The sequence below is a fragment of the Gordonia desulfuricans NBRC 100010 genome, from assembly GCF_001485495.1.
GTDB classification, from domain to species: Bacteria; Actinomycetota; Actinomycetes; order Mycobacteriales; family Mycobacteriaceae; genus Gordonia; species Gordonia desulfuricans.
In genome coordinates this window covers 1-25,057 of the sequence record NZ_BCNF01000054.1, presented here as the reverse complement: position 1 = coordinate 25,057, position 25,057 = coordinate 1, and the positions used below count along the sequence as shown (strand labels likewise).

Below are 25,057 nucleotides of genomic sequence, written 5' to 3'. Positions count from 1 at the left end.
CTCCGCAGCCCACGCTGGGTAGCGACCACCCCCGAGGTGGTCACGCCGACAACCCCGGCCAACCGAGGTTTCGACACGCCTCGTCGCCAGGCATTGATGATTGAGCCGGGACCGAGCGGAGCGAGGACCCGAGTCGAAATCTCCGCAGCCCACGCCGGGAAGTGACCCCCACCGAGGCGATCGCGTTCCGAGCCGGCCGGCGCGGTCACGCCTCCAGCGTCTTACCCATCCGTGCGGTGGCCTCCTCGTATTCACTGACCATGTCGGCGATCAGCTCGGCAACCGGGGTGATCGCGTTGCAGCGTCCGACGATCTGGCCGGCGGGCATGGCGACGACACCCGGATCGTCGGAGGCCGAGATCCGGGCATGTGCCTCCGACACCAGGATGTTCTGCAGCGGCATCGGCAACGGTTCGGGCGCACCGTCGGCGTCCCAGGCTTCGGTCCACCGGGTCTTGAGCAGTCGCGCGGGCTTTCCGGAGTAGATCCGACGTCGCACCGTGTCCCGGGACGACGCGGCGAGCAGTGCCTGCTGCACCGTCGACGGTCCTTCATGTCCTTCGGGCACCCCGAGCTGGTATTCGGCTGCGGTCAGCCAGTACGTCCCCATCCAGACCCCTTGGGCCCCGAGGGCGATCGCGGCTGCCATCTGCCTGCCGCTGCCCACCCCGCCGGCGGCGAGGACGGGTGCGGTGTGGCCGACGGCGTCGACCAGCTCGGGCCACAGCACCATGGAGGTGACCTCACCGGTGTGTCCACCGCCCTCGTAGCCCTGGGCGATGACGATGTCCACACCGGCCTCGACGTGGTGCAGGGCATGGTCTTTCGCACCGGCGAGGGCGGCCACCGCGACACCGTGCTCGTGCGAGGTCGCGATCACGTCGGAGGGCGGCGATCCCAGCGCGTTGGCGATCAGCTTGATCTGTCCGTACTTGTCGGCGTGGGCCATGGCGACGTCGACATGCGAGCGTGCCACCGAATGCAGCCACCCCAGCACTCCGGCGTTCACACGCTCGCCGTCGGGCAGCGCTGGCACCCCGAGATCGTCGAGAACACGCTCGACGAAGGCCTTGTGTTCCGGCGGGATCATCGCGGCGAGATCGACCTGCGTTCCCTCGGTGGGGATCTTGGCCGGCATCACCACGTCGACACCGAACGGCTTGCCGTCGGTGTTCTCGTGCATCCACTCGAGTACCTCGTCGAGCTCGTCCGGGTCGTTGAACCGCACACATCCGAGGACGCCCAGTCCCCCGGCACGGCTGATCGCGGCCGCGACGTGCTGACTGGGGGTGAATCCGAAGATCGGGTACTCGATACCGAACCGTTCGGTCAGCTCGGTGTGGATTCGCGCTGCTGCCATGGTGTTTCAGGCCCTTCCGGAGATGACTTGCTGGATTTCGTCAGCCGCGCGGGACTCGGTGACGGACTTCCCCCACCGGTAGTCCGGCTTTCCGGCCGGTGAACGTTTGATGGAGTCGACGAACCAGATGCTGCGCGGGCACTTGTATCCGGCGATCGCGGTGCGCGCCACCTCGTTGAGGCTCGCCAGGCTCGGCCGGGCACCGGCGCGACCGGCGATGACCGCCGCCACCCGCTGCCCGTATCGCTCGTCGGGAACACCGACGACCACGGTGTCGAAGACGTCGGGATGGGCCTTGAGGGCGGCCTCGACCTCCTCCGGGAACACCTTCTCACCACCGGTGTTGATCGACTGGGAACCGCGACCGAGCATGGTGATCGAACCGTCGGCCTCCACCGTCGCGAAGTCACCCGGGATGGCGTAGCGGATGCCACCGAACTCCTTGAAGGTCTTGGCGGTCTTCTCCGGATCGTTGTGATAGCGCAGCGGGATGTGGCCCGAGCGCGCCAGGATGCCGACCTCACCGCTGCCCGGCTGCACCCGGGTGCCGTCCTCGCGCAGCACCACCGCGGCCTTGTCGGCGGTCACGCGGGGTGCACCGACATGCGAGGTGCCCTTCTGCGCAGCCGACATGCCGCTGAATCCCGTCTCCGACGACCCGATGGCATCGAAGATCAGCAGGTTGGGCAGCATCTCGAGGTACTGGTCCTTGACGCTGGCGGAGAACAGTGCCGCCGACGACGCGAGTGAGAGCATGCTCGACGTGTCGTACGGGCGCCCCTCGGGGTGGCCCTGTTCGAGTGCCTCCACCATCGGCCGCGCCATCGCGTCGCCGGTGATCATGACGACGTTGACCCTGTGCTTCTCGACGATCGACCACGCCTGGTGGCCACCGAACTCCGGGTAGATGACCGCCTTGCCGCCGGCGAACAGTTCCTGGAACACCGCCCACTGCGAACCGCCGTGGATGAACGGCGGGATCGGAAAGCGCACCAGCTGGCCGTTCTTCGCCCCGTCCCGGGCCTGCTGCCACTCGTCGGCGATCCGCTCGCCGGTATAGAAGTTGATGCCACCGCCGAGGACGCGCCAGACGTCCTCCTGACGCCAGACCACTCCCTTCGGGCGGCCGGTGGTGCCACCGGTGTAGAGCATGTAGATGTCGTCGTCGGAGCGGGGCCCGAAGTCGCGGTCACCCGATCGCGTCGCCACGATGTCGTCGTAGCGCAGCGCACCGTCGGGTACCGGCACATCGGTGCCGTCGTCGATCACGACGAGATGGGCGAGTTCCGGGCAATTCGGTAACACGTTCACGACGCGATCGCCGTACTGGCGCTCATGGATCAGCACCGTCATCTGCGAGTCGGTGACGATGTGCTCGAGTTCGGCCTCGACATAGCGGTAGTTGACGTTGACCATCGCCGCGCGCGCCTTGAAGATCGCGATCATCGCGATCACGCATTCGATGGTGTTCCTGCTGTACAGACCTACCCGATCCCCCGGTTCGACGCCGAGCTCCAGGAGCTCGTGAGTGAGCGCGTTCGCCTGCCGTTCGACGTCCGCATAGGTCACCGACTGCCCCTCGGTCTCGAGCGCGATCCGGTCTGGAACCAGGTCGACGGCATGCTCGATCAGGTCGGCGATGTGAAATGCCATGACCCAAAACTAGAACGTGTTACTGTTTGGGACAAGGGTTTGTCCGAATTCGCTCAACTTCACCCACGGGGGTCCGCGAGATGACCACGACGTCCGACGCCGAATCCGCCACCGACCACGCTCCGCACTGCCTGGTCGAGAAGCGCGATCACGTCCTGATCGTCACGATGAACCGGCCACAGGCCCGCAATGCGTTGTCGTCGGAGATGATGGCGATCATGACCGAGGCCTGGGACCGGGTCGATTCCGATCCCGACATCCGGGTGGCCGTCCTGACCGGTGCCGGTGGCGCATTCTGCGCCGGCATGGACCTGAAGGCCATGTCGCGCAATGCACCCGGCGACACGGTCAAACAGGGCACCTGGGACCCGGCGTCGTTGCCCGCACTGCTCAAGGGACGCCGCCTGACCAAGCCGTTGATCGCCGCGGTCGAGGGTCCGGCGATCGCCGGCGGTACCGAGATCCTGCAGGGCACCGACATCCGGGTGGCCGGCGAGAGTGCCAAGTTCGGTGTGTCCGAGGCGAAGTGGGGACTGTTCCCGCTCGGCGGCAGTGCGGTGCGGCTGGTCCGTCAGATCCCGTACACCGTCGCCTGCGACATCCTGCTCACCGGACGGCACATCAGCGCCGCCGAGGCCAAGGAGTTCGGCCTGATCGGGCATGTGGTGCCCGACGGCTCGGCACTCGACAAAGCCCTCGAACTCGCCGACGCCATCGCGGCCAACGGACCCCTCGCGGTGCAGGCGATCCTGCGGACCATCCGCGAGACCGAGGGCATGCACGAGCTCGACGCCTTCCAGATCGAGGCACCGATCGGCATCAAGGTGTTCCAGTCGAAGGACGCCAAGGTCGGGCCGAAGTCGTTCGCGACCAAGCAGAAGCCGGTGTTCACCGGCGAGTGACCGCCGGTCGCACGCAGACCCTCCACTTTTACGCAGACCCCCCGACTTCAGGTCGGGGGGTCTGCGTAAGTGTGGAGGGTCTGGCCCGCATATCAGACGAGCGCAGCCAGCTGCTCGATCGTGGCGACGTCGCGCGCGGTGACCATCAGCATGCCGACACCCGCGGCCTCCCACTGCTTGATCTGGGCGCGCACCTCCTCGGCCGTCCCGACCAGCATGGTCTCGCGCACCATCTCGTCGGGAACCGCGGCGATGGCCTCGGCCTTCTTCCCGGCGAGGAACAGCCGACCGATCTCGGCCACCTCGTCGCCGTATCCCATCCGCGTGTACAGCTCGGCGTGGAAGTTGGTGCCCTTGGCGCCCATCCCACCCACGTACAGCGCCGTCGACGGCCGGTACCGGTCGACCGCCGCGGCGACGTCGTCGGTGATCACCACCTGCGCCCCCGCGGCCACCTCGAAGTCGTCGCGACGGCGGCGCGCACCCGGGCGGGCGAAGCCCTCGGCCAGCCATTGTTCGTACCGGTCGGCGAGCGAGAGGCTGTAGAAGACCGCGAGCCAGCCGTCGGCGATCTCGGCCGTCTGGGCGACGTTCTTGGGTCCTTCGGCGCCGAGCCAGATCGGGATGTCGGCCCGCAACGGATGGGTGATCGGCTTGAGTGACCTGCCGAGCCCGGTGGAGCCGGGCGCGTCGGCGGGGTACGGCAGCCGATAGTGCGGCCCGGAGCTCACCACGGGCGCCTGCCGCGCGAGCACCTGCCGCACGATGTCGACGTACTCCCGGGTCCGCGCGAGCGGTTTGGCGAAGGGTTGCCCGTACCAGCCCTCCACGACCTGCGGACCCGACACCCCGAGTCCGATGATGTGCCGACCGCCGCAGAGATGGTCGAGGGTCAGCGCATGCATGGCCAGCGCGGTCGGCGGGCGGGCGGAGATCTGGGCGACGGCGGTGCCCAGCCGCACCCGCTCGGTCGCGGCCCCCCACCACGCCAGCGGGGTGTAGGCATCCGAACCCCAGGATTCCGCGGTGAACACCGCGTCGAACCCGTTCAGCTCGGCCGCAGCCACCAGCGCGGGCGCCTCCGCGATCGGATCTGCCCCCCAATAGCCCAGTTGCAGTGCGAGTTTCACAACGCCTCATCTCTCTCGCGGAATGGCCGTGACATGCGCCTTGTCATCAATACTAGAACGTGTTCTACTCGAAGAGTGAGCATCAGCACAACGAGCGCCGACAGGGGGGCGTCGAGCCCGGTCGCCACGGTGCCCGAACCCGAGACCACCGTCCTCACCGCCCCACTGACCAACACCTTCGGATACACGCGATCCCTGGGACCGGTCCTGAGCCAGTTCGCCCTGGGCCTGCGCGACGGCCGGATCGTCGGCTCCCGCGGTCCGGACGGCAGGGTCGCGGTGCCACCGGTGGAGTTCGACCCGACGACGGGTTCACTGTCCACCGAGCTGGTCGACGTCGCCGCCACCGGAACCGTCACCACCTGGTCGTGGAATCCCGAACCCGTTGCGGCACAGCCACTCGACACCGCATTCGCATGGGCGCTGATCCGCCTCGACGGCGCCGACACCGCACTGTTGCACGTGGTGTCGGTGGACGGCCCGGAGCAGATGAGCACCGGGATGCGGGTGCATGCGGTGTGGCGTGCGGCGCGGACCGGACGGATCGACGACATCGCATACTTCGCCGCCGGCGACGCCCCGGTTGCCGCCGCACCCAACGAGATCGAGCATCCCGACGACGAGCACGTCGTCATCACCACGCCGATCACCACCTCGATCGTGCACTCGGCCACCGCCGAGGAGTCCTGGTATCTCGAAGGGCTCCGCAACGGCAAGCTGTACGGGTCGCGGATCGGCACCGGCGTGGACGCCGGCCGGGTGTACTTCCCGCCGCGCCAGGTCAGTCCGTCCGACGGCGCGGTGGCGGTGGAGCGGGTGGAACTGCCCGACACCGGCATCGTCACCACCTTCTGCATCGTCAACGTGCCCTTCCAGGGCCAGCGCATCGCACCCCCGTACGTCGCGGCGTATGTGCTGCTCGACGGTTCCGACATCCCGTTCCTGCACCTGATCCTCGACTGCCCCGCCGACGAGGTCCGCATGGGTATGCGGGTGCAGGCCGTGTGGGCCCCCGAGGAGGAACGCGAACTGTCGATGGGCAGCATCAGCCACTTCCGGCCGACCGGCGAGCCCGACGCCGAGTACGAGACCTATCGCGAATTCCTCTGACCGCGAACCACTCTCACTGACCAAGGAGTACCCGTGACCCTTCCCAGGATCGCGATCGTCGGGTTCGCACACAGCCCGAACATCGCCGGGACGCACGGCACCACCAACGGTGTCGAGATGCTCATCCCGTGTTTCTCCAAGCTCTACGCCGAACTCGGCATCACCCGCACCGACATCGAGTTCTGGTGCAGCGGATCGTCGGACTACCTTGCCGGACGCGCCTTCTCGTTCATCTCGGCGATCGACTCGATCGGTGCGATGCCACCGATCAACGAGTCCCACGTCGAGATGGACGGCGCCTGGGCGCTGTACGAGGCATGGGTCAAGATCGCGACCGGTGAGGTCGACCTGGCGTTGGCCTACGGCTTCGGCAAGGCCACCGCCGGCAACTCCGATCTCACCCTGACCCTGCAGACCGATCCGTACACCGTGGCACCGTTGTGGCCGAGCGCCACCTCCCTCGCCGCACTGCAGGCGCGGGCCGGTATCGAGTCCGGCGCCTGGACCGAGGCCGACATGGCGGCGGTCGCCGCACGCGCGGGCGGGGGTTCGGTGGACGAGCTGCTGGCCACCGCACCGATCGCCGATCCGCTTCGGCCACACGACATCGCGCCCTACACCGACGCCGCCGCCGCGGTGATCGTCGCCAGCGAACGGCGGGCCAAGGAGCTCGTCGCCAACCCGGCCTACATCACCGGGTGGGATCATCGGATCGACTCACCGAACTTCGGTGCACGGGATCTGACGGTGTCGCCGTCGACGGTGCTCGCCGGCGACACCGCCTTCGGTGACCGGAGCCGTGCGGTCGACGTCGCCGAGATCGCCGCACCGTTCACCCATCAGGAACTGATCGTGCGCCAGGCCCTGAACCTCCCGGACTCGGTGCGGATCAATCCGTCCGGCGGTCTCCTGGCGGGCAACTCGCTGTTCTCGGCGGGACTGCAGCGCATCGGCTATGCCGCACACGAGATCCTGCACGGCGACGCATCCACCGCCGTCGCCCATGCCACGAGCGGACCGCTCCTGCAGCAGAACATGGTGGTCACGCTGGGCGACCGAGCACATCTGGGGGACGAGAACTGATGGCACACCACAATCGTGCGGCGGTGCTGGGCACCGGCCAGACCACCTACGTCGCCAAGCGTCACGATGTCACGATGGCCGGGATGTGCCGGGAGGCCATCGACGCCGCCCTCGCCGACGCCCGGGTGGACATCGACGAGATCGACGCGATCGTGATCGGCAAGGCCCCGGATCTGTTCGAGGGCACCATGATGCCGGAGCTGGCGATGGCCGAGGCGATCGGTGCGGTGGGCAAACGGATGATCCGGGTGCACACCGCCGGATCGGTGGGCGGGTCCACCGCCAATGTCGCGGCGTCACTGGTCTTCGCCGGCGTGCACCGTCGGGTGCTGGCGGTGTCGTGGGAGAAGCAGTCGGAGTCCAATGCCATGTGGGCGCTGTCGCTTCCGGTGCCGTTCACCAAGCCGGTCGGTGCGGGTGCGGGCGGCTTCTTCGCCCCGCACGTGCGTGCCTACATCCGACGCTCCGGCGCACCCGCACACATCGGGGCGATCGTCGCCGCCAAGGACCGCCGCAACGGTGCCCTCAATCCCCTTGCGCACCTGCATCAACCGGACAAGACGGTGGAAGACGTGCTGGCCTCACAGATGCTGTGGGACCCGATCCGCTACGACGAGACCTGCCCGTCGTCGGACGGCGCGTGTGCGGTGGTGATCGGCGACGAGGCCGTCGCCGACGCGGCCCTCGCCGACGGCGAGAAGGTGGCCTGGATCCATGCGACCGCGATGCGCACCGAGCCGTTGGCCTTCGCCCATCGCAATGTGGTGAACCCGCAGGCCGGTCGCGACGCCGCGGCCGCGCTGTGGAAGGCCGGTGGCATCGACAACCCGATCGAGGAGATCGACGCCGCCGAGATCTACGTGCCGTTCTCGTGGTTCGAGCCGATGTGGCTGGAGAATCTGGGCTTCGCCCCCGAGGGTGAGGGCTGGAAGCTCACCGAGGCGGGTGAGACCGAGATCGGCGGACGTATCCCGTTCAATGCCTCCGGCGGTGTGCTCTCGTCCAATCCGATCGGCGCGTCGGGCATGATCCGCTTCGCCGAGGCCGCCATCCAGGTCATGGGCAAGGGCGGCGCACATCAGGTGCGCGATGTCCGCAAGGCCGTCGGCCACGCCTACGGCGGTGGCTCCCAGTACTTCTCGATGTGGCTGCTCGGGGTGGACAAGCCCCAGAGTTGATGTTCGGGAATCGGGCTCGGCGATCACCCCCGGTCACTCCGGCAGCGCGCACGCCGCACCGTCGGAGATCCCGGTGGGCCGCACGCCGAGTGACTGATTGAGCCGGGCACGCTGGTTCTCCCATGCCACCGTGGTCGCGAGTTCGGCGACCTGCGCCCGGCTCAGTTGTGCGAGCAACCGCTCCCGCAGTTCCGCAAGCGTCTCCGACGACGCCGGGGTACTCGTCATGGCCTCGGCGAAAGCGATGACGAGTTTCTGCAGTTCGGTGAAGGCATCGCTGTCGCGATAGACCGGCAGGTCGCGGATCTGCTGTGCGGTGACCCCGGAGTGGGTGGCGATGGCCGAGCCGATGTCGAGACAGAACTCGCAGTTGACCAGTCCGGCGGACTTCAGTTCGGCGAGGTCTTTGAGGGTCGGGTCGAGTTTGTTGCTCAGCAGGACGGCGGTCTCGTACACGCCGACCGCCGCGAGTATCTGGGGTCGGCGTCCCAACCAGGAGAACAGGTCTCCCCGGTGACGTTTGGCCGAGCCGAGGGCCTTGGCGTTGATCCGTATGCGTTCGAGCGACCTCATTGTCCACACCTTCCAGATCCGGGGCCGGACTCGCGCGGCGGACGGGGCCCCGCACCGCAATCGCCGTGTCTCCACCCTGACGCGAACCCTGCGGTGTGACAAGGCCATGGCCGCACGTCACAGTGTGCTGGTCGTCACCGTTCGGCGGACACGACAACGACGAGGGCCGAACTCACAAAGGCACCAACACCTTTGTGAGTTCAGCCCTCGTCCTGGCTGCTGCAGCGTCCTCAGGCCTTGCGGACCGAGTTGATGGTCTTCTCCACCTCCCAGAAGGCGCGAAGTGCGCTGAGCTTGCCGTCGGCGTCGGCCCGGTAGGTGAACACCCCTCGTGCCTCGGAGATGTGGCCCGCGATGTGGGTCACGATCGTTCCGATGTAGGCCACCTCGTTGCCGCAGATGATCTCCTCGTCGAAGACGAACTCGATCTTCTCCGTTGTCCCGATCGACAGATCCCAGAACTCCGAGATCCGTTGCCTACCGGTGAATCCGTTCCCTTCGGCGTCGAACATCGACGGCCCGACCGGATCCTCGACGGTGGCGTCGTCGGCGAAGTTGTCGATCCACGCCTGCTTGTCCCGGGCCTCGACCGCCTCCCGCGATCGGCGCCCGGCGAGTACCGCCGGATGGTTGTCCCGGTCGATGTTCAGATACGCCGGGGTGTCGCTGCTGGTGGTGGTCATCTCGCCCCGTAGTCCACCCGGAGTTCCTTGACCCCGTTGATCCAGCCGTGCCGCAGGCGCCGCGGCGGCTCGAGCCGGGTGATGTCCGGGACGATGTCGGCGAGCGCGTTGAACATCAGGTTGATCTCCATCCGCGCGAGGTTGGCGCCGACGCAGAAGTGCGCGCCGTTGCCACCGAATCCCACGTGCGGGTTGGGATCTCGCATGATGTCGAAGGTGTACGGATTCTCGAACACCTCCTCGTCGTAGTTGGCCGAACCGTAGAACAGACCCACGCGCTGGCCTTCGGCGATGTCGACGCCACCGACCTGGGTGTCCCGCTTGGCGGTGCGCTGGAAGGCGTTGACCGGCGTGGCCCAGCGGACGATCTCGTCGACCGCGGTGGCCGGGCGCTCACGCTTGTAGAGGTCCCACGCGTCGGGATGCTCCAGGAAGGCGTTCATGCCGTGCGTGATCGCATTGCGGGTGGTCTCGTTGCCGGCCACGGTGAGCAGGATGAAGAAGAAGCCGAACTCGGTCTCGTCGAGGGCCTGGCCGTCGATGTCGGCGTTGACCAGGACCGAGACGATGTCGTCGACCGGGTTCTTCCTGCGGGCCTCGGCCATGGTGTAGCCGTAACCCAGAATCTCCGCCGAGGCCATCTGCGGATCCTCGGTGAAGTCCGGGTCGTCGTAGTTCATCATGTTGTTCGACCAGTCGAACAGCTTGACCCGGTCGGCCTCCGGCACGCCGAGCAGGTCGGCGATGGCCAGCAGCGGCAGGTCGACGGCGACGTCGTGGACGAAGTCACCGGACCCCTCGTCGAGGGCTCGCTGCACGATGGTGCGGGCCGCGGCGTCGAGCTTCTCCTCGAGCGCCTGCACGGCACGCGGGGTGAACGCCTTGGACACGAGCTTGCGCAGCCGGGTGTGCTCCGGCGGGTCGTGGTTGATCAGCAGCGCCTTGGTGACGTCGAGCTGATCCTGGGTCATCTCGTCGTCGAACCGCATGATCACACCGTTGGGCGAGGTGGCCCAGTCGGCATTGTTCTTCGAGATCTCGCGGATGTGGGCATGCTTGGAGATCACCCAGTAGCCGCCGTCGTGGAAGCCACCGCCCTTGCCCGGACGCTGTGCGTTCCACCAGACCGGGGCCGTCCGGCGCAGCTGCGCGAACTCCCGGACCGGAATCCCCTTCTCCAACAGCTCGGGGTTGGTGAAGTCCCACCCCTCCTGCTTCGTGAACTCGAGCCCCTCCTCGGCGTCGGCGGACGACACCCCCCGGGGCACGTTGACCGTACTCACCACTGATCACACCACCTGTCACTACCGTCGTTGAGATGAGAAGCGCATTCGGTCTCATCTGTGACCTACGGTACACACCGACAATGTCCATTGACGAGAACTCGTTCTAGGTTTTTCTGGACACCCGCCCCAGTTCGGGGCATATTTTCCGAGCTGGTCGACCGTCCCAGTGGGCCCCGAATCGAGTTAGAACCTGTTCTCGTTTATCGGCGTTCGCCCTGGACTGAAACAAGAACTTGTTCTAATTTGGCAGGAGACACTGAGGACCTCGGAGAGGAAACGGATATGGGCGTACCGGTGATCGTCGAGGCCGTGCGGACACCGATCGGCAAGCGCGCCGGGTGGCTGTCGGGGCTACACGCGGAGGAACTGCTCGGGCTGACCCAGCGCGGACTGCTCGAGCGGGCCGGGATCGACCCGAACCTCGTGGAGCAGGCGATCGGCGGGTGCGTCACCCAGGCCGGTTCACAGGCGGGCAATGTCACCCGCAAGGCCTGGCTGTCGTCGGGGCTGCCCGAACAGACCGGGGCCACCACCATCGACTGCCAGTGCGGATCGGCCCAGCAGGCCAATCACCTGATCGCCGGGCTGATCGCCACCGACACCATCGACGTCGGCGTCGCCTGTGGCGTCGAGACGATGAGCACGGTGCCGCTGGGCGCCAACGTCGGCACCGCCGCCGGCCCGTACCACGCCGACTCGTGGAATGTGGACCTGCCGAACCAGTTCGAGGCCGCCGAGCGGATCGCACGTCGCCGCGGCATCACCCGCGACGACATCGAGGAACTCGGCGTGCGCAGCCAGCACCGTGCCCGGCAGGCATGGGACGAGCACCGATTCGACCGCGAGATCCTCGCGGTCAAGGCCCCCGAACGCACCAAGGAGGGCGAGTTCACCGGCACCGTCCTCGACGTCACCCGCGATCAGGGACTGCGCGAGACCACCCGGGAATCGCTCGCCGCACTCAAGCCGGTGATCGACGGCGGTATCCACACCGCCGGGACGTCGTCGCAGATCTCCGACGGCGCGGCCGCGGTCCTGCTGATGGACGAGGCCAGGGCCCGCGCCCTCGGACTCACCCCGCGCGCCCGCATCCGCGCGCAGGCACTGGTCGGCGCCGAACCGCAGTTCCACCTCGACGGACCGGTGCAGGCCACCGAGCGGGTCCTCGCCAAGGCAGGGATGGCGCTGTCGGACATCGACCTGGTGGAGATCAACGAGGCGTTCGCATCGGTGGTGCTCAGCTGGGCACAGGTGCACAATGCCGATATGGACAAGGTGAACGTCAACGGCGGCGCCATCGCACTCGGACATCCGGTGGGCAGCACCGGTTCCCGACTGATCACCACCGCACTGCACGAGCTCGAGCGCACCGGCGGACAGACCGCACTGATCACCATGTGTGCCGGCGGCGCGATGGCCACCGGCACCATCATCGAGCGGATCTGAGATGGCCGGGCTCCCCAAAGAGCGTCCGGGGCAGCTCGATTCGCCCGTCGTCCAGAAGCTGATGAAGCTGGGCTCGCGCCTCAACACCGGGATCTACCGCGCCAGTGGCGGGAGGATCGGCAGCACCTGGCGGGTGGGTTCGGCATTCCACAAACCCACCCCGGTGTGCCTGCTGACCACCATCGGCCGCAAGTCGGGTGAACCCCGCACCGCTCCCCTGCTCTACCTGCGGCGCGGCGACGACTTCATCGTCGTCGCGTCACAGGGCGGCCTGCCCCGCAATCCGGCGTGGTACCTGAATCTGCAGGCCACCCCGGAGGTGGTCATCGAGGTGGGCCGCGAGCGCCACGAACTCCTCGCACGGACCGCCGACGACGCCGAACGCGCCGAACTGTGGCCGAAACTCGTCGAGATGTACGCCGACTTCGAGAACTACGACTCCTGGACCGACCGCACCATCCCGGTGGTGATCTGCTCGCCGCGCTGACGGTCGCGACGGTCGGCCCCGCTTCCACCAGGGCGTGCCACCCGGACACCACGCACCAATTGCCGGTCGAGCCGGCCCCGCCTTCACCAGGACGTCCCACCCCAACAGCACGCACCAATGCCGGTCGAGCCGACCGGGGGCACGCCTCGACATGCGCCACTCCGTCACCACATTCGACCACGCACCAATTGCCGGTCGAGCCGACGAGGAGCGCAGCGACAAGTCGTGTCGAGACCTCCGCCGGCCGACCTCCGATCGCGACCACCTCGGAGATGATCTCGGCGGTCGGGACCCGCGCCCGACCATCGGGGTCAGCGCCCGACGGCCGTCCGCGCGGGTAGCGCCCGGATCGCGGCACCGAGCCAGGCGTCGAGCAGTTCCCGACGACCGGCCACCGACGACGAACCGCCCGGATCGAGGATGAACGACTGCAGCGTGCGCAGGATGAACTCGACGACGAGCCCCAATTCGGGCTCGCCGTAGCCGCGGGCCGTCCAGTCGACGTCCATCCGCTCGACCATCGCGCGTGCGAACACCCGCGCCCCGTCGGACGTGATGCCGCCGATCGCGGGCAGCGTCTGATGCCCGGGGCTCATCAGGATGCCGAGGTACGGGTCGTCGGTGACGGTCTCGAGAACCGCGCAGACACCTGCGATCACCGCGGCGTCGGGCTCGGCGATCCCGGCGAACCGCGCGCTGATCCCGTCCAGGTAGGTCCCGACCGCCTCGGCCGCGGTCGCCGCGAGCAGCGCCTCGGTACTGGGGAAGTAGCGATACACCGTCTGCCGGGTGACGCCGAGGACGCGGGCCACGTCGGACAGTTTGGTCGCTGCGCCGCGCTCGTCGATCACCTCACGTGTGGCGGCGAGAATCCGCGCCACCGCCTCGGCGTCGGTGGCCGGCACACGCCCGGACCAGCCATGTGTGCGCATCAGCGCCGCTCGTCTCGCCTGCCGGCCCAGTTCATGGCTGATCAGCCTACCCGCCGCGGCACGGTCACCGACGAGATCCGGCCCCGCCGATCCGACCATACGCCTCACAAATAGGTGTATGGTGTGGTGATCGCGCACACAGCCGGTGCGCCGTGGGAGGAACAAGTGACGACAACCAAGGTCTGCCCGTTCGGCCCGGGCTTCGATTTCACCGACCCGGACTTGCTGGAACAGGGGATTCCGGTCCGGGAGTTCGCCGAACTACGCCGAACCGCACCCGTGTGGTGGAACGCCCAGGAACCCGGAACGGGTGGCGGATTCCATGACGGCGGGTACTGGGCCATCTCGAAACACGCTCATATCCGCGAGATCTCGAAGAATCATCAACTCTGGTCGACCAACGCCAACGGCGCCATCATCCGCCTGCCGGAGTATGTGACCGCCGATCAGATCGAGTTCACCAAGGCCCTGCTGATCAACCACGATCCGCCGGAGCACACCCGGTTGCGCAAGATCGTCTCGCGAATCTTCACGCCGAAAGCCGTTGGTGCACTGGAGGAGAAGCTCGCCGACACCGCACGGCGCATCGTCTCCGAGGCCGCCGCCAAGGACTCCGGGAACTTCGTCGACGACGTGTCGATCCACCTGCCGTTGCAGGCGATCCTGGATCTGATCGGCGTGCCGGAACCCGATCGGCCGCGTATCCACGAACTCGTCGACGCGATCATCAACACCGACGACCCGGACCAGACGATCGACCCGACCACGGCCAACGCCGAACTACTCGGCTATGCCTACCAGATGGCCGAGGCGCGCCGGAACGATCCCACCGACGACATCGTCACCACGCTGGTCCAGGCCGACATCGACGGCGAGGCGCTCAACGAGATGGAGTTCGGGTTCTTCGTCATCCTGCTGATCACCGCGGGCAACGAGACCACCCGCAACGCCACCAGCCACGGCATGAATGCCTTCCTGGACCGTCCCGATGCCTGGGAGTTGTACCGAAAAGAGCGTCCGCGCACCGCGATCGACGAGATCCTCCGGTGGGCCACCCCGGTCAACGCCTTCCAGCGCACCGCACTCGCCGACACCGAGATCGGCGGCGTGCCGATCGCCGCGGGGCAGCGGGTCGGACTGTTCTACGGGTCCGCCAACTACGACGAGGACGTCTTCGACGACCCGTTCACGTTCGACATCACCCGCGATCCCAACCCGCACCTGGCATTCGGCGGCAACGGGGCGCACTTCTGTATCGGCGCCAATCTCGCCCGGCTGGAACTGAATCTGATCTTCGACGCCATCGCCGATGTCCTCCCCGACATCGAACGCGTCGGAGACATGCGACGTGTCCGTTCCGGTTGGCTCAACGGGGTCAAGGACCTACCGGTCCGCTACTCGGGATGTCCTGTGTCCGCTCAGTGACCGACACCGGGCCGTGTCCGATCGTCGGATGCGGCCCGGAATGATTGGATGTCGACATGTTCGGCATCCTGACGCCATGTCAGCACGTCCTCGGTGACGACTTGAGCGCCCAATGGCGCGCCCACCTGTGTGGACTGTGCCTGACGCTGCGCGACGGTCACGGCCAGGCCACCCGGCTCACCACCAGCACCGATGCGGTGATGATCTCGATTCTCACAGCTGCACAGCATGATTCACCGGCCACACGGACCGCCGGCCCCTGCCCGTTGCGCGGGATGCGCACCGCCACGGTGGTGGACGGCAGCGACCCGGGTGCGCAGCTCGCGGCGACCGCATCCCTGACACTGGCCGCGGCCAAGGCCGACGACGTGGTGGCCGAGCAGCATCTCGCCCTCGCCCCGCCGGCCCGGACACGGTCGACGGTGGCCTCGATCGTCGGCCGGCGTCTGCGACGGCGAGCCGAATCCGGTTCCGGTGCACTCGATGTCGGTTCCGTCCTGGCCGATCTGTCGGTCCAGGCCACCGTCGAACGGAGCGGCCTGGACCGCGGTGTCCCGCTGGCGGAACTGACCGCGCCCACCGCGGCCGCGACCGCCCGGGTGTTCGCCGCCACCGCCGACGCCGCGGGTGCCCCGGCAAATCGTGACGCGCTCACCGAGATCGGTGCGCACTTCGGCACCATCGCCCACCTGCTCGACGCGATCGACGACATCGATGCCGATCGCGCCGACGGATCGTTCAATCCGCTCGATGCCACCGGTACGAGTCCCGCTGCGGCAGTGGAGGACTGCCGCCGGATGGTGCGGGCGATCCGACGTGCCTACGGTCGCCTCGAACTGGTCGACGACCGGCTGTTGCGCGCGGTACTTCTCGACGGGCTCACCCAGGCCGTGGACCGTCGCGTGAAGGCTCTCGGACTGTCCCGGACGCACAGCTGCCGGGCCGAATGGGAGCGGCCCACGACACCGGTCTGGCCGCAGGAACGGCCGGACGGCTTCCCCGAGCACTGGCCGTACCCGCCACCGTTTCCACCGGGGCGACCCTTCTGGCAACGGATCGCCCCGTTCGTGGGCAACTCGTGCTCGGGCCGCGCATGCTGCACCGACCACTGGAATCACTGCAGCGACGAGTGGAAACCCGAAGCGTGCGACGGCGACTGCGATTGCGGTGATTGCGGCGACTGCTGTGATTGTTGCGATTGCTGCGACTGCAACTGAGGGTCGGCGGTGCCGGGGACGGGACCGGTCCGGCCCGTCCCCGATCCCGCCTCAGCCGACGCCGCGCTCGGCTGTCTCCCAGAACCGTGCTCGCAGGGCCTTCTTGTCGGGTTTGCCGAGTGCCGTCAGCGGCAGGGCGTCGACGAACAGCACCTGTTTGGGCGACTGCACCGCACCCTTGCGGGTCTTCACCGACTCCTGGATCTCGGCGACGATCGTCGCCTTGGCCGCGGCGTCGGCGGCGGCCTCGGCGCGCAGCACCACCACCGCGGTGACGGCCTCACCCCACTTGTCGTCGGGCACCCCGATCACACCCGCCTGTGCGACCGACGGATGTTCGGCCACAACGTCTTCGACCTCGCGCGGGAACACGTTGAAGCCGCCGGTGACGATCATGTCCTTGGTGCGGTCGACGATGTACCAGAATCCGTCCTCGTCGGCGCGGGCGACGTCGCCGGTGCGCAGCCAGCCGTCGCGGAACGCCTCGGCGGTCTGTTCCGGCAGGCCCCAGTAGCCGCCGGCGAGAAGCGGTCCGGCAACACAGATCTCGCCGGGCTCCCCCTGCGCGACAGGTGTGTCGTCGGGGCCGAGCAAGGCCGTACGCAGGAAGGCCGAGGGACGCCCGCAGCTGCTGAGGCGACGCGGATCCCCACCGGGCAGCGGGTGATCGTCCTTGCCGAGGTAGCTGATCACCATCGGCGCCTCGGACTGGCCGTAGTACTGGGCGAAGATCGGGCCGAACCGTTCGATCGCCTCGGCCAGTCGGACCGGATTGATCGGTGACGCACCGTAATACACCGTCTGCAGGGATGAGAGGTCGCGAGTGCGCGAGTCCGGGTGGTCGAGCAGCGCGTACAGCATGGACGGCACGAGCATGGTCGCGGAGATCTTCTTCTCCTCGATGACGCGCAGCACCTCGGCGGGATCGAACTTCGCCAGCACGATCATGGTGCCGCCCTTCATCAGGGTCGGCACGAAGAACGCCGCGCCCGCATGCGAGAGCGGGGTGCACATCAGGAATCTCGGGTTCTCCGGCCATTCCCACTCGGCGAGCTGGATCTGGGTCATCGTGGCCATCGCCTGCGCCGTCCCGATGACGCCCTTGGGTTTACCGGTGGTACCGCCGGTGTAGGTGATGGACACGATGTGGTCGGGTGGCAGCGGCGTCGAGACGAGCGGAATCGGTTCGAATCCGTCGGCCTCGGCGATCACGTCACGCCCCACACCGGCCAGGGCCTCGGGCACCGGCCCCAGGGTCAGCACCTGCTCGAGGCTGCCGACCCGCTCGACCAGGGCCAGCGCCCGTTCGACGAACATCGGCACCGGGTCGATGACCAGGGTGGTGACCCCGGCGTCGGCGAGGACATAGGCATGGTCGTCGAGGGACCCGAGCGGGTGCAGCGCGGTCCGGCGCCAGCCCTGGGTCTGCCCCGCCCCGATGACCAGCAGCACCTCCGGGCGGTTCAGCGCCAGCAGCCCGACCGCCGATCCGGCGCCGGCCCCGAGGGACTCGAAGGCCTGGACGTAGCGGCTCGTCGCGTCGGCCATCTGGCGGCCGGTGAGGACCGTGCCACCGAGCTCGAGGACATTGCGATCGGCGTGGCGGCGCAGCGCGGCGACCATCAGGTCACCGAGGTGGACTCCGCTCCGCAGGGGGTCGTACTCGGACGTCGATGTCTCAACACTCATACGGCCAAGACTAGGACGTGTTCCATTTTTGGGGAAGTGTGTTGCCGACACCACATCATTGACAGGGCAATTTGGATGCCACATGGCCAACTCGAACAACTAGAACACGTTCCATGTCGTACCCGTGAGTAGCTCTCTACCATCGACGACATGACCGATCTTGATCAAACGACCACACGACGCGACATCACCGACGCACTGCTGACCGCCCTCGAACGGCGCCACGAGGTGCTCGACGTCATCGTCGACGCCGACGACCACGACGCCGCCGTCGAGGCGCTGACCACCCTCCTCGACAAGTCGCACCTCGGGGTCGAGGCGATCCTGGGCATGAAGCTCGACCAGCTGACGAAGGACCAGCGGCGCAAGAACCAGGCCGAGCTCGACGATCTCAACACCGAGCTCACCTTCACCCTCGCCGAACGGCCCGCGAGCAGCGGCGACACCATCGACCTGCGGCCCTTCTCCCCGTCCGACGACGCCGACCTGTTCACCGTGCGCACCGAGGAACTCGGCCTGGCCGGCGACGGGTCGGGCGCCCCGGCCTCCGCGGTCAGCGAGGAGATCGCCAAGGGCAGCGACCGCGTCGAGAGCGAAGAGGCCGTCTGGCTGGTGGCCACCGAGGGTGAGGCCAAGGTGGGCATCGTGTTCGGTGAGCTGAAGTCCGGCGAGGTCGACGTCCGCATCTGGATCCACCCGGAACGCCGCAAGCACGGCTACGGCACCGCCGCCCTGCGCAAGTCACGGTCGGAGATGGCCGCGTACTTCCCCGGCGTCCCGATGGTGGTGCGCACCCCCGGCGCCTAGCCGACCACGTGGTCCGACTCGGTCAGAGACGCCGACGAGGAAGGCCGAATCTCGCCACGATGGTGCGGATTCGGCCTTCGTCGTCCACCACGAACGTTTCCGAGACCGGGGCGGCGAGCCCGACGAACTTGGGCCGCACGTGAACCCAGTATCGAGTGGTCACGGTGTGGCCGGCGACCTCGGTGGTGAGGTCACCGACCGCGTGGATGATCCTGAACTGCGGTCCGCGTGCGAGGCTGCGTGCGATGTGGTCGCCGTTGCGGCCGGTCTTGATCCCGAATTCCACACGCGTACAGGCGGGATGCAGCGACACCGACGAGGGGTCGTGGGTCACCAGTGCATCGATGTAGGCCTTGGCCGCCGCACTGCGCCGGTCATCGACGGAATCGCTCATCCACCACTCTTCTTCATCTGCGGTCCCGGGTCCACGGTCCCGGAGCACACGAGATGCTCAGCGGGCCCCGTACACCGGCATCGGGACCGGCGCCTTGGCGAGGATCTCCTCGATCACCGGGCCGAGTTCGGCCGGTTCCCAGCGAGATCCCTTGTCGCGTTCGACACTACGCTGCCAGCCGTCGCTCACCGAGACCTTTCCGCCCTCGACCTCGAACACCCGGCCGGTGACGCCGGCGGCCTCCGGCGAGGCCAGCCACACCACCAGCGGCGATACGTTGGCCGGGTCCATCGCGTCGAAGGAACCGTCGGCGGGGGCGGCCATCTGCGCCGCCATCGCCTCCCCGGCACCCATGGTCATCTGGGTACGGGCGGCGGGCGCGATGGCATTGGCGGTGACGCCGTAGCCGCCCATCTCGGCGGCGGCCTGCACGGTCAGCTCCGCGATCCCGGCCTTGGCCGCCGCGTAATTACCCTGTCCGACAGAGCCGTACAGTCCGGCGCCGGATGACGTGTTGATCACGCGCGCCTGACGCGGGGCACCCGCCTTGGCCTGCGCGCGCCAGTACTCGGCGGCATGCCGCAGCATCACGAAGTGCCCCTTCAGGTGCACCCGCACCACCGCATCCCACTCGTCCTCCGACATCGACACCAGCATGCGGTCGCGCACGAATCCGGCGTTGTTCACCAGGATGTCGAGGGCACCGAACTGCTCCACCGCGGTGGCCACGATCGAGGCGGCGGTGTCCCAGTCGGCGACGTCGCCGGGTGCGGCCACCGCTTGCCCTCCGGCCGAACGGATCTCGCCGACCACGCCGTTCGCGGCGTCGGCGACGTAGTCGTTGACCACGACCCGGGCGCCGTCGGCGGCGAAGGCCAGTGCATGCGCCCGGCCGATTCCCTGACCGGCTCCGGTCACGATCACCACGCGGTCGGTGTTCAAGGCACTCTCACCCACAGTTGTTCTCCCTTTCAGATGGTCCGGAGCGATCCGGTGTCAGGCGTCGTTTCCGGCATTGGCCGCGCTGAGGAACGCGGGCTTCTCACCGCCGCCGTGAACGGTGAGGGTGCTGCCGGTGATGTAGGCGGCCAGTGGCGACAGGAAGAACGCCACGGCGGCACCGATGTCGGCCGGTCGGGCCATTCGGCCCATCGGGATGGTGGCGTCGACCGCCGCGATACCCGCGGCGTCACCGTAATGCAGGTGTGCCAGTTCGGTTTCCACCGGCCCGGCCACCACACTGTTGACCCGCACGCGCGGCGCCCACTCCACGGCGAGGGTGCCGGTGAGGTTGTCCAGGCCGGCCTTGGCCGCACCGTAGGCGCCGGTCCCGGGCGACGGTCGGTGACCGCTCACGCTGGACACGTTGACGATCGCACCGCCCCCGCCCTGGTGCACCATCACCGCATGGGCGGCCCGTGCGACGAGCAGCGGTGCGAGCAGATTGAGTTCGACGATCTTGCTCGCGAAACGGGGCGAGGCATCGGCGGCCAGGGCGAACGGTGAACCGCCGGCGTTGTTGACCACGCCGTCGAGACGACCGTGGTCGGCGACGATCGACCCCATCATCGCGGTGACCGCCTCCTCGTCGCGGACATCGCAGGCGATGAACCGCGCGCGGGGCACCGTCGACAGTGCATCACCTGCATGACGGGCGCAGGCGATCGGCACCGCACCGAATTCGGAGAGCACGCGCATGATCCCGAGACCCACGCCGCGTGCCCCGCCGGTCACGAGGACGATCTTTCCCTCGAGTCCCAGGTCCGGTCCGCGATGGTCGGGATCCGCATTCGCGGGTACCTGTGCCGATGTCTTCATGGGTGCTACCCTACCAAAGAACCAAGCAATTGCTTGGTTGGTTTCCCGGACGTTTCCGTACCCGACGTTCGGCGAGTACAGCCGAGAGGAGCACGCGTGCCGATCACCACCTCACGCACCGACACGGGGGTTGTCACGGTCACCGTCGACTTCCCGCCGGTGAACGCCCTGCCGTCGGCGGCCTGGTTCGAACTGGCCGAGGTGATCACCTCGGCCGGTGACGACCCCACCACCCACGCGGTGGTGTTGCGCGCCGAGGGCCGCGGATTCAATGCGGGCGTCGACATCAAGGAAATGCAGGCCACCGAGGGTTTCGACGCCCTGATCGCCGCGAACCACGGCTGTGCGGCCGCGTTCAGTGCGGTCTATGACTGTGCGGTCCCGGTGATCGTCGCGGTCAACGGGTTCTGCGTCGGCGGCGGTATCGGTCTGGTCGGCAATGCCGACGTGATCGTCGCGACCGAGGGTGCGGTGTTCGGCCTGCCCGAGGTCGATCGTGGAGCACTCGGTGCCGCGACGCATCTCGCACGTCTGGTGCCGCAGCACATGATGCGCACCCTCTACTACACCGCGCAGAACGTCACCGCCGAGCAACTGCTGCACTTCGGTTCGGTCTACCGGGTGGTGCCGGCCGGCGAGCTCGACGCCGCGGCCACCGAGGTCGCCGAGAAGATCGCCGCCAAGGACACCCGGGTGATCCGGGCGGCGAAGTCGGCGATCAACCACATCGATCCGGTGGACGTGAAGGCCAGCTACCGCCTCGAACAGGGCTACACGTTCGAGCTCAACCTCAGCGGCGTCGCCGACGAGCACCGGGACGAGTTCGTCGCGACCGGCCGCGCACTGACCAACAGCAAGGCACTCAAGACAGGGGGACGTGGCTGACATGGGCGCCACACCGACCGACAAGACCAGCACCCTCGACGAGGTCATCGGCGAGCTGCGGGACGGCATGACCATCGGCATCGGCGGCTGGGGATCACGGCGCAAGCCGATGGCCCTGGTCCGCGCATTGGCCCGCTCCGAGGTGACCGACCTGACCGTGGTGACCTACGGCGGGCCCGACCTCGGATTGCTCTGCGCGGCAGGCAAGGTCCGCCGCGCCTACTACGGCTTCGTCTCACTCGACTCCGCTCCCTTCTACGATCCGTGGTTCGCCACCGCACGCACCTCCGGCGCGATCGAGGCCCGCGAGATGGACGAGGGGATGATCAAGGCCGGCCTGCAGGCCGCCGCCGCACGTCTGCCGTTCCAGCCGATCCGCGCCGGACTGGGCTCCGACGTCCTGACGTTCTGGGAGGGCGAGCTCAAGACCGTCACCTCCCCCTACCCGGACGCCGACGGCCGCACCCAGACGCTGATCGCGATGCCGGCGCTCAAGCTCGACGCGGCATTCGTCCATCTCGATCTCGCCGACAACCGCGGCAATGCCGCCTACACCGGTGTCGACCCGTACTTCGACGACCTCTACTGTGCCGCCGCCGATCGCCGTTACCTCGAGACCGATCAGTTGGTCTCCACCGAGGTCCTGGTGAAATCGGTACCCACACAGCGACTTCTGCTCAATCGGATGAACGTCGACCGCGTGGTGCACACACCGAACGGTGCGCATTTCACCTTCGCAGGTACTGCGACCGAAACCGGGCCGAACCCCACTGCGGACTATGCCCGGGACGAGGCGTTCCAGCGGTTCTATGTGGAGTCGGCGAAGGACCCGCAGACGTGGCAGGCGTTCTCGCAACGGTTCCTCGAGGTGGACGAACCGACATATCAGCGCGAGGTCGCCGCATGGCGTGCCGAGCAGGAGGAGGCAGCGAAGTGACCACCACCGAAGCCCCCGCGGATGTCACCCGCGCCGAGATCTGTGTTGTCGCATGCGCCGAGATATTCCGTGGCGCAGGCGAGATCATGGCCTCGCCGATGGCACCGGTCCCCCTTCTGGGTGCGCGGCTGGCGCGCCTGACCTTCGAGCAGGACCTGCTGATCACCGACGGTGAGGCGCTGATCCTGGCCGACACCCCGGCGATCGGCAAGACCGGTCCGATCGAGGGCTGGATGCCGTTCTCCAAGGTGTTCGACGTCGTCGCGTCGGGTCGTCGCCATGTGGTGATGGGCGCCAATCAGATCGATCGCCACGGCAACCAGAACCTGTCGGCATTCGGTCCGCTGCAGCAGCCGACCCGCCAGATGTTCGGTGTGCGTGGCGCGCCCGGTAACACGATCAACCATCCGACCAGCTATTGGGTGGGACGGCATTCGTCCCGAGTGTTCTGTGACACCGTCGACATCGTGTCCGGAATCGGTTACGACAAGGTCGATCCCGACAATCCGGCATTCGACGATCTCGACATCCACCGGGTCATCACCAATCTCGGCGTCTTCGACTTCGGCGGTCCCGACCACACCATGCGGGCAGTGTCGTTGCATCCGGGGGTCGGTGCCGACGAGGTCGCCGAGAACACGTCCTTCGAGGTGGCCGGACTCGCCGACGCGCCGGTCAGCCGTATCCCGTCGGAGTCCGAACTGGCGCTGATCCGGGATGTGCTCGATCCCAAGGGTGTTCGGAATCGAGAAGTGAAATGACCGCACAGGGACGGGCTGCGGCCCTGTCGACCCGGTTCACCGATCTGGTCGGCATCGAGTATCCGGTGGTGCAGACCGGCATGGGCTGGGTGTCGGGGCCGTCGCTGACCTCGGCCACCTCCAATGCGGGCGGTCTGGGCATCCTGGCCTCGGCGACGATGACCTATGGCGAACTCGAGGCCGCGATCGCCAAGACCAAGTCGTTGACCGACAAGCCCTTCGGCGTCAACATCCGCGCCGATGCCACCGATGCACCCCAACGGATCGACCTGCTGATCCGCGAGGGTGTCAAGGTGGCGTCGTTCGCCTTGGCCCCCAAGAAGGAGCTGATCGCCAAGCTCAAAGACCATGGTGTGGTGGTGGTTCCGTCGATCGGTGCGGCCAAACATGCGGTCAAGGTGGCTTCCTGGGGTGCCGACGCGGTGATCGTGCAGGGCGGTGAGGGCGGCGGTCATACCGGTCCGGTCGCCACCACCCTGCTGTTGCCGTCGGTGCTCGACGCGCTGGCCGCCGCGGGTTCGGATATGCCCGTGGTGGCGGCGGGTGGGTTCTTCGACGGTCGGGGCCTTGCCGCTGCGCTGGCCTATGGCGCAGAAGGCGTCGCGATGGGGACCCGATTCCTGTTGACGTCGGACTCGGCGGTGCCGGATGCGGTCAAGCAGGAGTACCTTGCGCGCAGTCTGAACGACACCGTCGTGTCGGTGAAGGTCGACGGCATGCCGCACCGCGTGCTCAAGACCCCGCTGGTGGAGGCCCTCGAGAGCGGTAGCCCCGCCAAAGCCCTGGTGGCCGCGGCCCGCAATGCCAACGAGTTCAAGCAGTTGACCGGCATGAAGTGGACGACGATGCTGCGAGACGGGCGTGCCATGCGCAAGTCCGGGGAACGCACCTGGCAGCAGATCATCATGGCCGGCAACACCCCGATGCTGTTGCGCGCCGGACTCGTCGAAGGTGACACCCGGGCCGGGGTGCTTGCATCAGGGCAGGTGGTCGGCATGATCGACGACCTGCCGAGTTGCGACGAGCTGATCCAGTCGATCATAACCCGGACACATGAACGACTGAAGACACTCGGTTCACTCGGCTGAGTGCCCACGACACGGAACACCGTCTGCCGGTTGAACGTCACCGAGTCGTGTCGAAACCTCCGTCGGCCGAGTTGCTGACGTGACCGCTTTCGAGGTGGTCACCACCCGACGTACGCTGCGGAGATTTCGACACGTGTCCTCGCGATGCTCGGTCCCGGCTCAATCAGCAAATCCCCGTTGATGGTTGAGCCGACAAGGAGCGAAGCGACGAGA

The 25,057-nt window shown here is 67.6% G+C and carries 24 protein-coding genes; 13 read left to right on the top strand and 11 right to left on the bottom strand.

What is annotated here, in order from left to right:
• Positions 1–205 precede the first annotated feature (205 nt).
• Together GD1_RS09685 and GD1_RS09680 are read right to left on the bottom strand one after the other, a co-directional pair.
• On the bottom strand, positions 206–1,345 hold the full coding sequence (locus tag GD1_RS09685; RefSeq protein WP_053776218.1) for an NAD(P)H-dependent flavin oxidoreductase: 1,140 nt from the start codon (positions 1,343–1,345) through the stop codon (positions 206–208).
• Between the two features lie 21 nt (positions 1,346–1,366).
• Entirely contained in the window at positions 1,367–3,013 is a 1,647-nt protein-coding gene (locus tag GD1_RS09680; RefSeq protein ID WP_059036852.1) for an acyl-CoA synthetase, read from the bottom strand.
• Positions 3,014–3,093: 80 nt separating this feature from the next.
• Here GD1_RS09680 and GD1_RS09675 point away from each other — a divergent pair, with 80 nt between their 5' ends.
• On the top strand, positions 3,094–3,915 hold the full coding sequence (locus tag GD1_RS09675; protein WP_020793764.1) for a crotonase/enoyl-CoA hydratase family protein: 822 nt from the start codon (positions 3,094–3,096) through the stop codon (positions 3,913–3,915).
• Between the two features lie 92 nt (positions 3,916–4,007).
• Here GD1_RS09675 and GD1_RS09670 read toward each other — a convergent pair whose 3' ends face one another.
• Positions 4,008–5,045: an LLM class F420-dependent oxidoreductase gene (locus GD1_RS09670; RefSeq protein WP_059036851.1), complete on the bottom strand. Its 1,038-nt coding sequence runs from the start codon at positions 5,043–5,045 to the stop codon at positions 4,008–4,010.
• A 75-nt stretch (positions 5,046–5,120) separates the two neighbouring features.
• Here GD1_RS09670 and GD1_RS09665 point away from each other — a divergent pair, with 75 nt between their 5' ends.
• From GD1_RS09665 to GD1_RS09655, 3 genes are read left to right on the top strand one after another with little or no spacing between them, the layout of a single operon-like run.
• Entirely contained in the window at positions 5,121–6,155 is a 1,035-nt protein-coding gene (locus GD1_RS09665; RefSeq protein ID WP_244882628.1) for a Zn-ribbon domain-containing OB-fold protein, read from the top strand.
• A 33-nt stretch (positions 6,156–6,188) separates the two neighbouring features.
• Positions 6,189–7,238 carry a thiolase family protein gene (locus GD1_RS09660; protein WP_053776183.1) on the top strand — a complete coding sequence of 350 codons (1,050 nt, stop codon included), beginning with the start codon at positions 6,189–6,191 and terminating at the stop codon, positions 7,236–7,238.
• The gene (locus GD1_RS09655; protein ID WP_020791996.1) at positions 7,238–8,416 is read left to right on the top strand and encodes a thiolase family protein; all 1,179 of its coding nucleotides are present in this window, start codon (positions 7,238–7,240) and stop codon (positions 8,414–8,416) included. The genes GD1_RS09660 and GD1_RS09655 overlap by 1 nt, the downstream gene beginning before the upstream one ends.
• A gap of 33 nt (positions 8,417–8,449) precedes the next feature.
• Here the strand turns inward: GD1_RS09655 and GD1_RS09650 are convergent, their stop codons facing one another.
• The 3 genes from GD1_RS09650 to GD1_RS09640 all read right to left on the bottom strand — a co-directional run bounded on the left by GD1_RS09650 (position 8,450) and on the right by GD1_RS09640 (position 10,940).
• Positions 8,450–8,989: a carboxymuconolactone decarboxylase family protein gene (locus GD1_RS09650; RefSeq protein ID WP_053776182.1), complete on the bottom strand. Its 540-nt coding sequence runs from the start codon at positions 8,987–8,989 to the stop codon at positions 8,450–8,452.
• Between the two features lie 230 nt (positions 8,990–9,219).
• Positions 9,220–9,672 (bottom strand): nuclear transport factor 2 family protein, encoded by a 453-nt coding sequence (locus tag GD1_RS09645; RefSeq protein ID WP_020791995.1) that lies wholly within the window; start codon positions 9,670–9,672, stop codon positions 9,220–9,222.
• Positions 9,669–10,940 carry a cytochrome P450 gene (locus GD1_RS09640; protein ID WP_053776216.1) on the bottom strand — a complete coding sequence of 424 codons (1,272 nt, stop codon included), beginning with the start codon at positions 10,938–10,940 and terminating at the stop codon, positions 9,669–9,671. Before GD1_RS09640 ends, GD1_RS09645 begins: the two co-directional genes overlap by 4 nt.
• Positions 10,941–11,240: 300 nt before the next feature.
• Here GD1_RS09640 and GD1_RS09635 point away from each other — a divergent pair, with 300 nt between their 5' ends.
• Positions 11,241–12,404 (top strand): steroid 3-ketoacyl-CoA thiolase, encoded by a 1,164-nt coding sequence (locus tag GD1_RS09635; RefSeq protein WP_059036850.1) that lies wholly within the window; start codon positions 11,241–11,243, stop codon positions 12,402–12,404.
• Position 12,405: 1 nt separating this feature from the next.
• On the top strand, positions 12,406–12,891 hold the full coding sequence (locus GD1_RS09630) for a nitroreductase family deazaflavin-dependent oxidoreductase (protein WP_059036849.1): 486 nt from the start codon (positions 12,406–12,408) through the stop codon (positions 12,889–12,891).
• Between the two features lie 311 nt (positions 12,892–13,202).
• Here GD1_RS09630 and GD1_RS09625 read toward each other — a convergent pair whose 3' ends face one another.
• Positions 13,203–13,823 (bottom strand): TetR/AcrR family transcriptional regulator, encoded by a 621-nt coding sequence (locus GD1_RS09625; RefSeq protein ID WP_059036853.1) that lies wholly within the window; start codon positions 13,821–13,823, stop codon positions 13,203–13,205.
• 165 nt (positions 13,824–13,988) lie between these two features.
• On the opposite strand from GD1_RS09625, the gene GD1_RS09620 reads away from it, so the two are divergent.
• Both GD1_RS09620 and GD1_RS09615 read left to right on the top strand, forming a co-directional pair.
• On the top strand, positions 13,989–15,248 hold the full coding sequence (locus tag GD1_RS09620; protein WP_053776214.1) for a cytochrome P450: 1,260 nt from the start codon (positions 13,989–13,991) through the stop codon (positions 15,246–15,248).
• A gap of 56 nt (positions 15,249–15,304) precedes the next feature.
• Entirely contained in the window at positions 15,305–16,465 is a 1,161-nt protein-coding gene (locus tag GD1_RS09615; protein ID WP_059036848.1) for a DUF5685 family protein, read from the top strand.
• A 51-nt stretch (positions 16,466–16,516) separates the two neighbouring features.
• Here the strand turns inward: GD1_RS09615 and fadD8 are convergent, their stop codons facing one another.
• On the bottom strand, positions 16,517–18,154 hold the full coding sequence (fadD8, locus tag GD1_RS09610) for a fatty-acid--CoA ligase FadD8 (RefSeq protein WP_059036847.1): 1,638 nt from the start codon (positions 18,152–18,154) through the stop codon (positions 16,517–16,519).
• A 150-nt stretch (positions 18,155–18,304) separates the two neighbouring features.
• On the opposite strand from fadD8, the gene GD1_RS09605 reads away from it, so the two are divergent.
• Complete coding sequence (locus GD1_RS09605) at positions 18,305–18,961, top strand: GNAT family N-acetyltransferase (RefSeq protein WP_059036846.1); 657 nt, start codon at positions 18,305–18,307, stop codon at positions 18,959–18,961.
• 22 nt (positions 18,962–18,983) lie between these two features.
• On the opposite strand, the gene GD1_RS09600 is transcribed toward GD1_RS09605, so the two are convergent.
• The 3 genes from GD1_RS09600 to GD1_RS09590 are packed head-to-tail and all read right to left on the bottom strand — an operon-like array spanning position 18,984 to position 21,173.
• Entirely contained in the window at positions 18,984–19,355 is a 372-nt protein-coding gene (locus tag GD1_RS09600) for a DUF8021 domain-containing protein (RefSeq protein WP_059036845.1), read from the bottom strand.
• 57 nt (positions 19,356–19,412) lie between these two features.
• The gene (locus tag GD1_RS09595) at positions 19,413–20,312 is read right to left on the bottom strand and encodes an SDR family oxidoreductase (RefSeq protein ID WP_059036844.1); all 900 of its coding nucleotides are present in this window, start codon (positions 20,310–20,312) and stop codon (positions 19,413–19,415) included.
• 39 nt (positions 20,313–20,351) lie between these two features.
• Entirely contained in the window at positions 20,352–21,173 is an 822-nt protein-coding gene (locus GD1_RS09590) for an SDR family oxidoreductase (RefSeq protein ID WP_059036843.1), read from the bottom strand.
• Between the two features lie 96 nt (positions 21,174–21,269).
• Between GD1_RS09590 and GD1_RS09585 the strand changes: the two genes are divergently transcribed.
• The 4 genes from GD1_RS09585 to GD1_RS09570 are packed head-to-tail and all read left to right on the top strand — an operon-like array spanning position 21,270 to position 24,844.
• On the top strand, positions 21,270–22,058 hold the full coding sequence (locus GD1_RS09585) for an enoyl-CoA hydratase family protein (RefSeq protein ID WP_059036842.1): 789 nt from the start codon (positions 21,270–21,272) through the stop codon (positions 22,056–22,058).
• Position 22,059: 1 nt separating this feature from the next.
• Positions 22,060–22,995 (top strand): CoA transferase subunit A, encoded by a 936-nt coding sequence (locus tag GD1_RS09580; RefSeq protein WP_020792457.1) that lies wholly within the window; start codon positions 22,060–22,062, stop codon positions 22,993–22,995.
• On the top strand, positions 22,992–23,756 hold the full coding sequence (locus tag GD1_RS09575) for a CoA-transferase subunit beta (RefSeq protein WP_020792458.1): 765 nt from the start codon (positions 22,992–22,994) through the stop codon (positions 23,754–23,756). The genes GD1_RS09580 and GD1_RS09575 overlap by 4 nt, the downstream gene beginning before the upstream one ends.
• The gene (locus GD1_RS09570; RefSeq protein WP_059036841.1) at positions 23,753–24,844 is read left to right on the top strand and encodes an NAD(P)H-dependent flavin oxidoreductase; all 1,092 of its coding nucleotides are present in this window, start codon (positions 23,753–23,755) and stop codon (positions 24,842–24,844) included. The genes GD1_RS09575 and GD1_RS09570 overlap by 4 nt, the downstream gene beginning before the upstream one ends.
• Positions 24,845–25,057: the final 213 nt, after the last annotated feature.

What these genes read in the sequence shown, in the direction of transcription:
- GD1_RS09680 (WP_059036852.1), bottom strand. Translation starts at nt 3,013, where the DNA reads ATGGCATTTCACATCGCCGACCTGATCGAGCATGCCGTCGACCTGGTT.
- GD1_RS09675 (WP_020793764.1), top strand. Translation starts at nt 3,094, where the DNA reads ATGACCACGACGTCCGACGCCGAATCCGCCACCGACCACGCTCCGCAC.
- GD1_RS09655 (WP_020791996.1), top strand. Translation starts at nt 7,238, where the DNA reads ATGGCACACCACAATCGTGCGGCGGTGCTGGGCACCGGCCAGACCACC.
- GD1_RS09650 (WP_053776182.1), bottom strand. Translation starts at nt 8,989, where the DNA reads ATGAGGTCGCTCGAACGCATACGGATCAACGCCAAGGCCCTCGGCTCG.
- GD1_RS09645 (WP_020791995.1), bottom strand. Translation starts at nt 9,672, where the DNA reads ATGACCACCACCAGCAGCGACACCCCGGCGTATCTGAACATCGACCGG.
- GD1_RS09635 (WP_059036850.1), top strand. Translation starts at nt 11,241, where the DNA reads ATGGGCGTACCGGTGATCGTCGAGGCCGTGCGGACACCGATCGGCAAG.
- GD1_RS09630 (WP_059036849.1), top strand. Translation starts at nt 12,406, where the DNA reads ATGGCCGGGCTCCCCAAAGAGCGTCCGGGGCAGCTCGATTCGCCCGTC.
- GD1_RS09625 (WP_059036853.1), bottom strand. Translation starts at nt 13,823, where the DNA reads ATGCGCACACATGGCTGGTCCGGGCGTGTGCCGGCCACCGACGCCGAG.
- GD1_RS09615 (WP_059036848.1), top strand. Translation starts at nt 15,305, where the DNA reads ATGTTCGGCATCCTGACGCCATGTCAGCACGTCCTCGGTGACGACTTG.
- fadD8 (WP_059036847.1), bottom strand. Translation starts at nt 18,154, where the DNA reads ATGAGTGTTGAGACATCGACGTCCGAGTACGACCCCCTGCGGAGCGGA.
- GD1_RS09605 (WP_059036846.1), top strand. Translation starts at nt 18,305, where the DNA reads ATGACCGATCTTGATCAAACGACCACACGACGCGACATCACCGACGCA.
- GD1_RS09600 (WP_059036845.1), bottom strand. Translation starts at nt 19,355, where the DNA reads ATGAGCGATTCCGTCGATGACCGGCGCAGTGCGGCGGCCAAGGCCTAC.
- GD1_RS09590 (WP_059036843.1), bottom strand. Translation starts at nt 21,173, where the DNA reads ATGAAGACATCGGCACAGGTACCCGCGAATGCGGATCCCGACCATCGC.
- GD1_RS09580 (WP_020792457.1), top strand. Translation starts at nt 22,060, where the DNA reads ATGGGCGCCACACCGACCGACAAGACCAGCACCCTCGACGAGGTCATC.
- GD1_RS09570 (WP_059036841.1), top strand. Translation starts at nt 23,753, where the DNA reads ATGACCGCACAGGGACGGGCTGCGGCCCTGTCGACCCGGTTCACCGAT.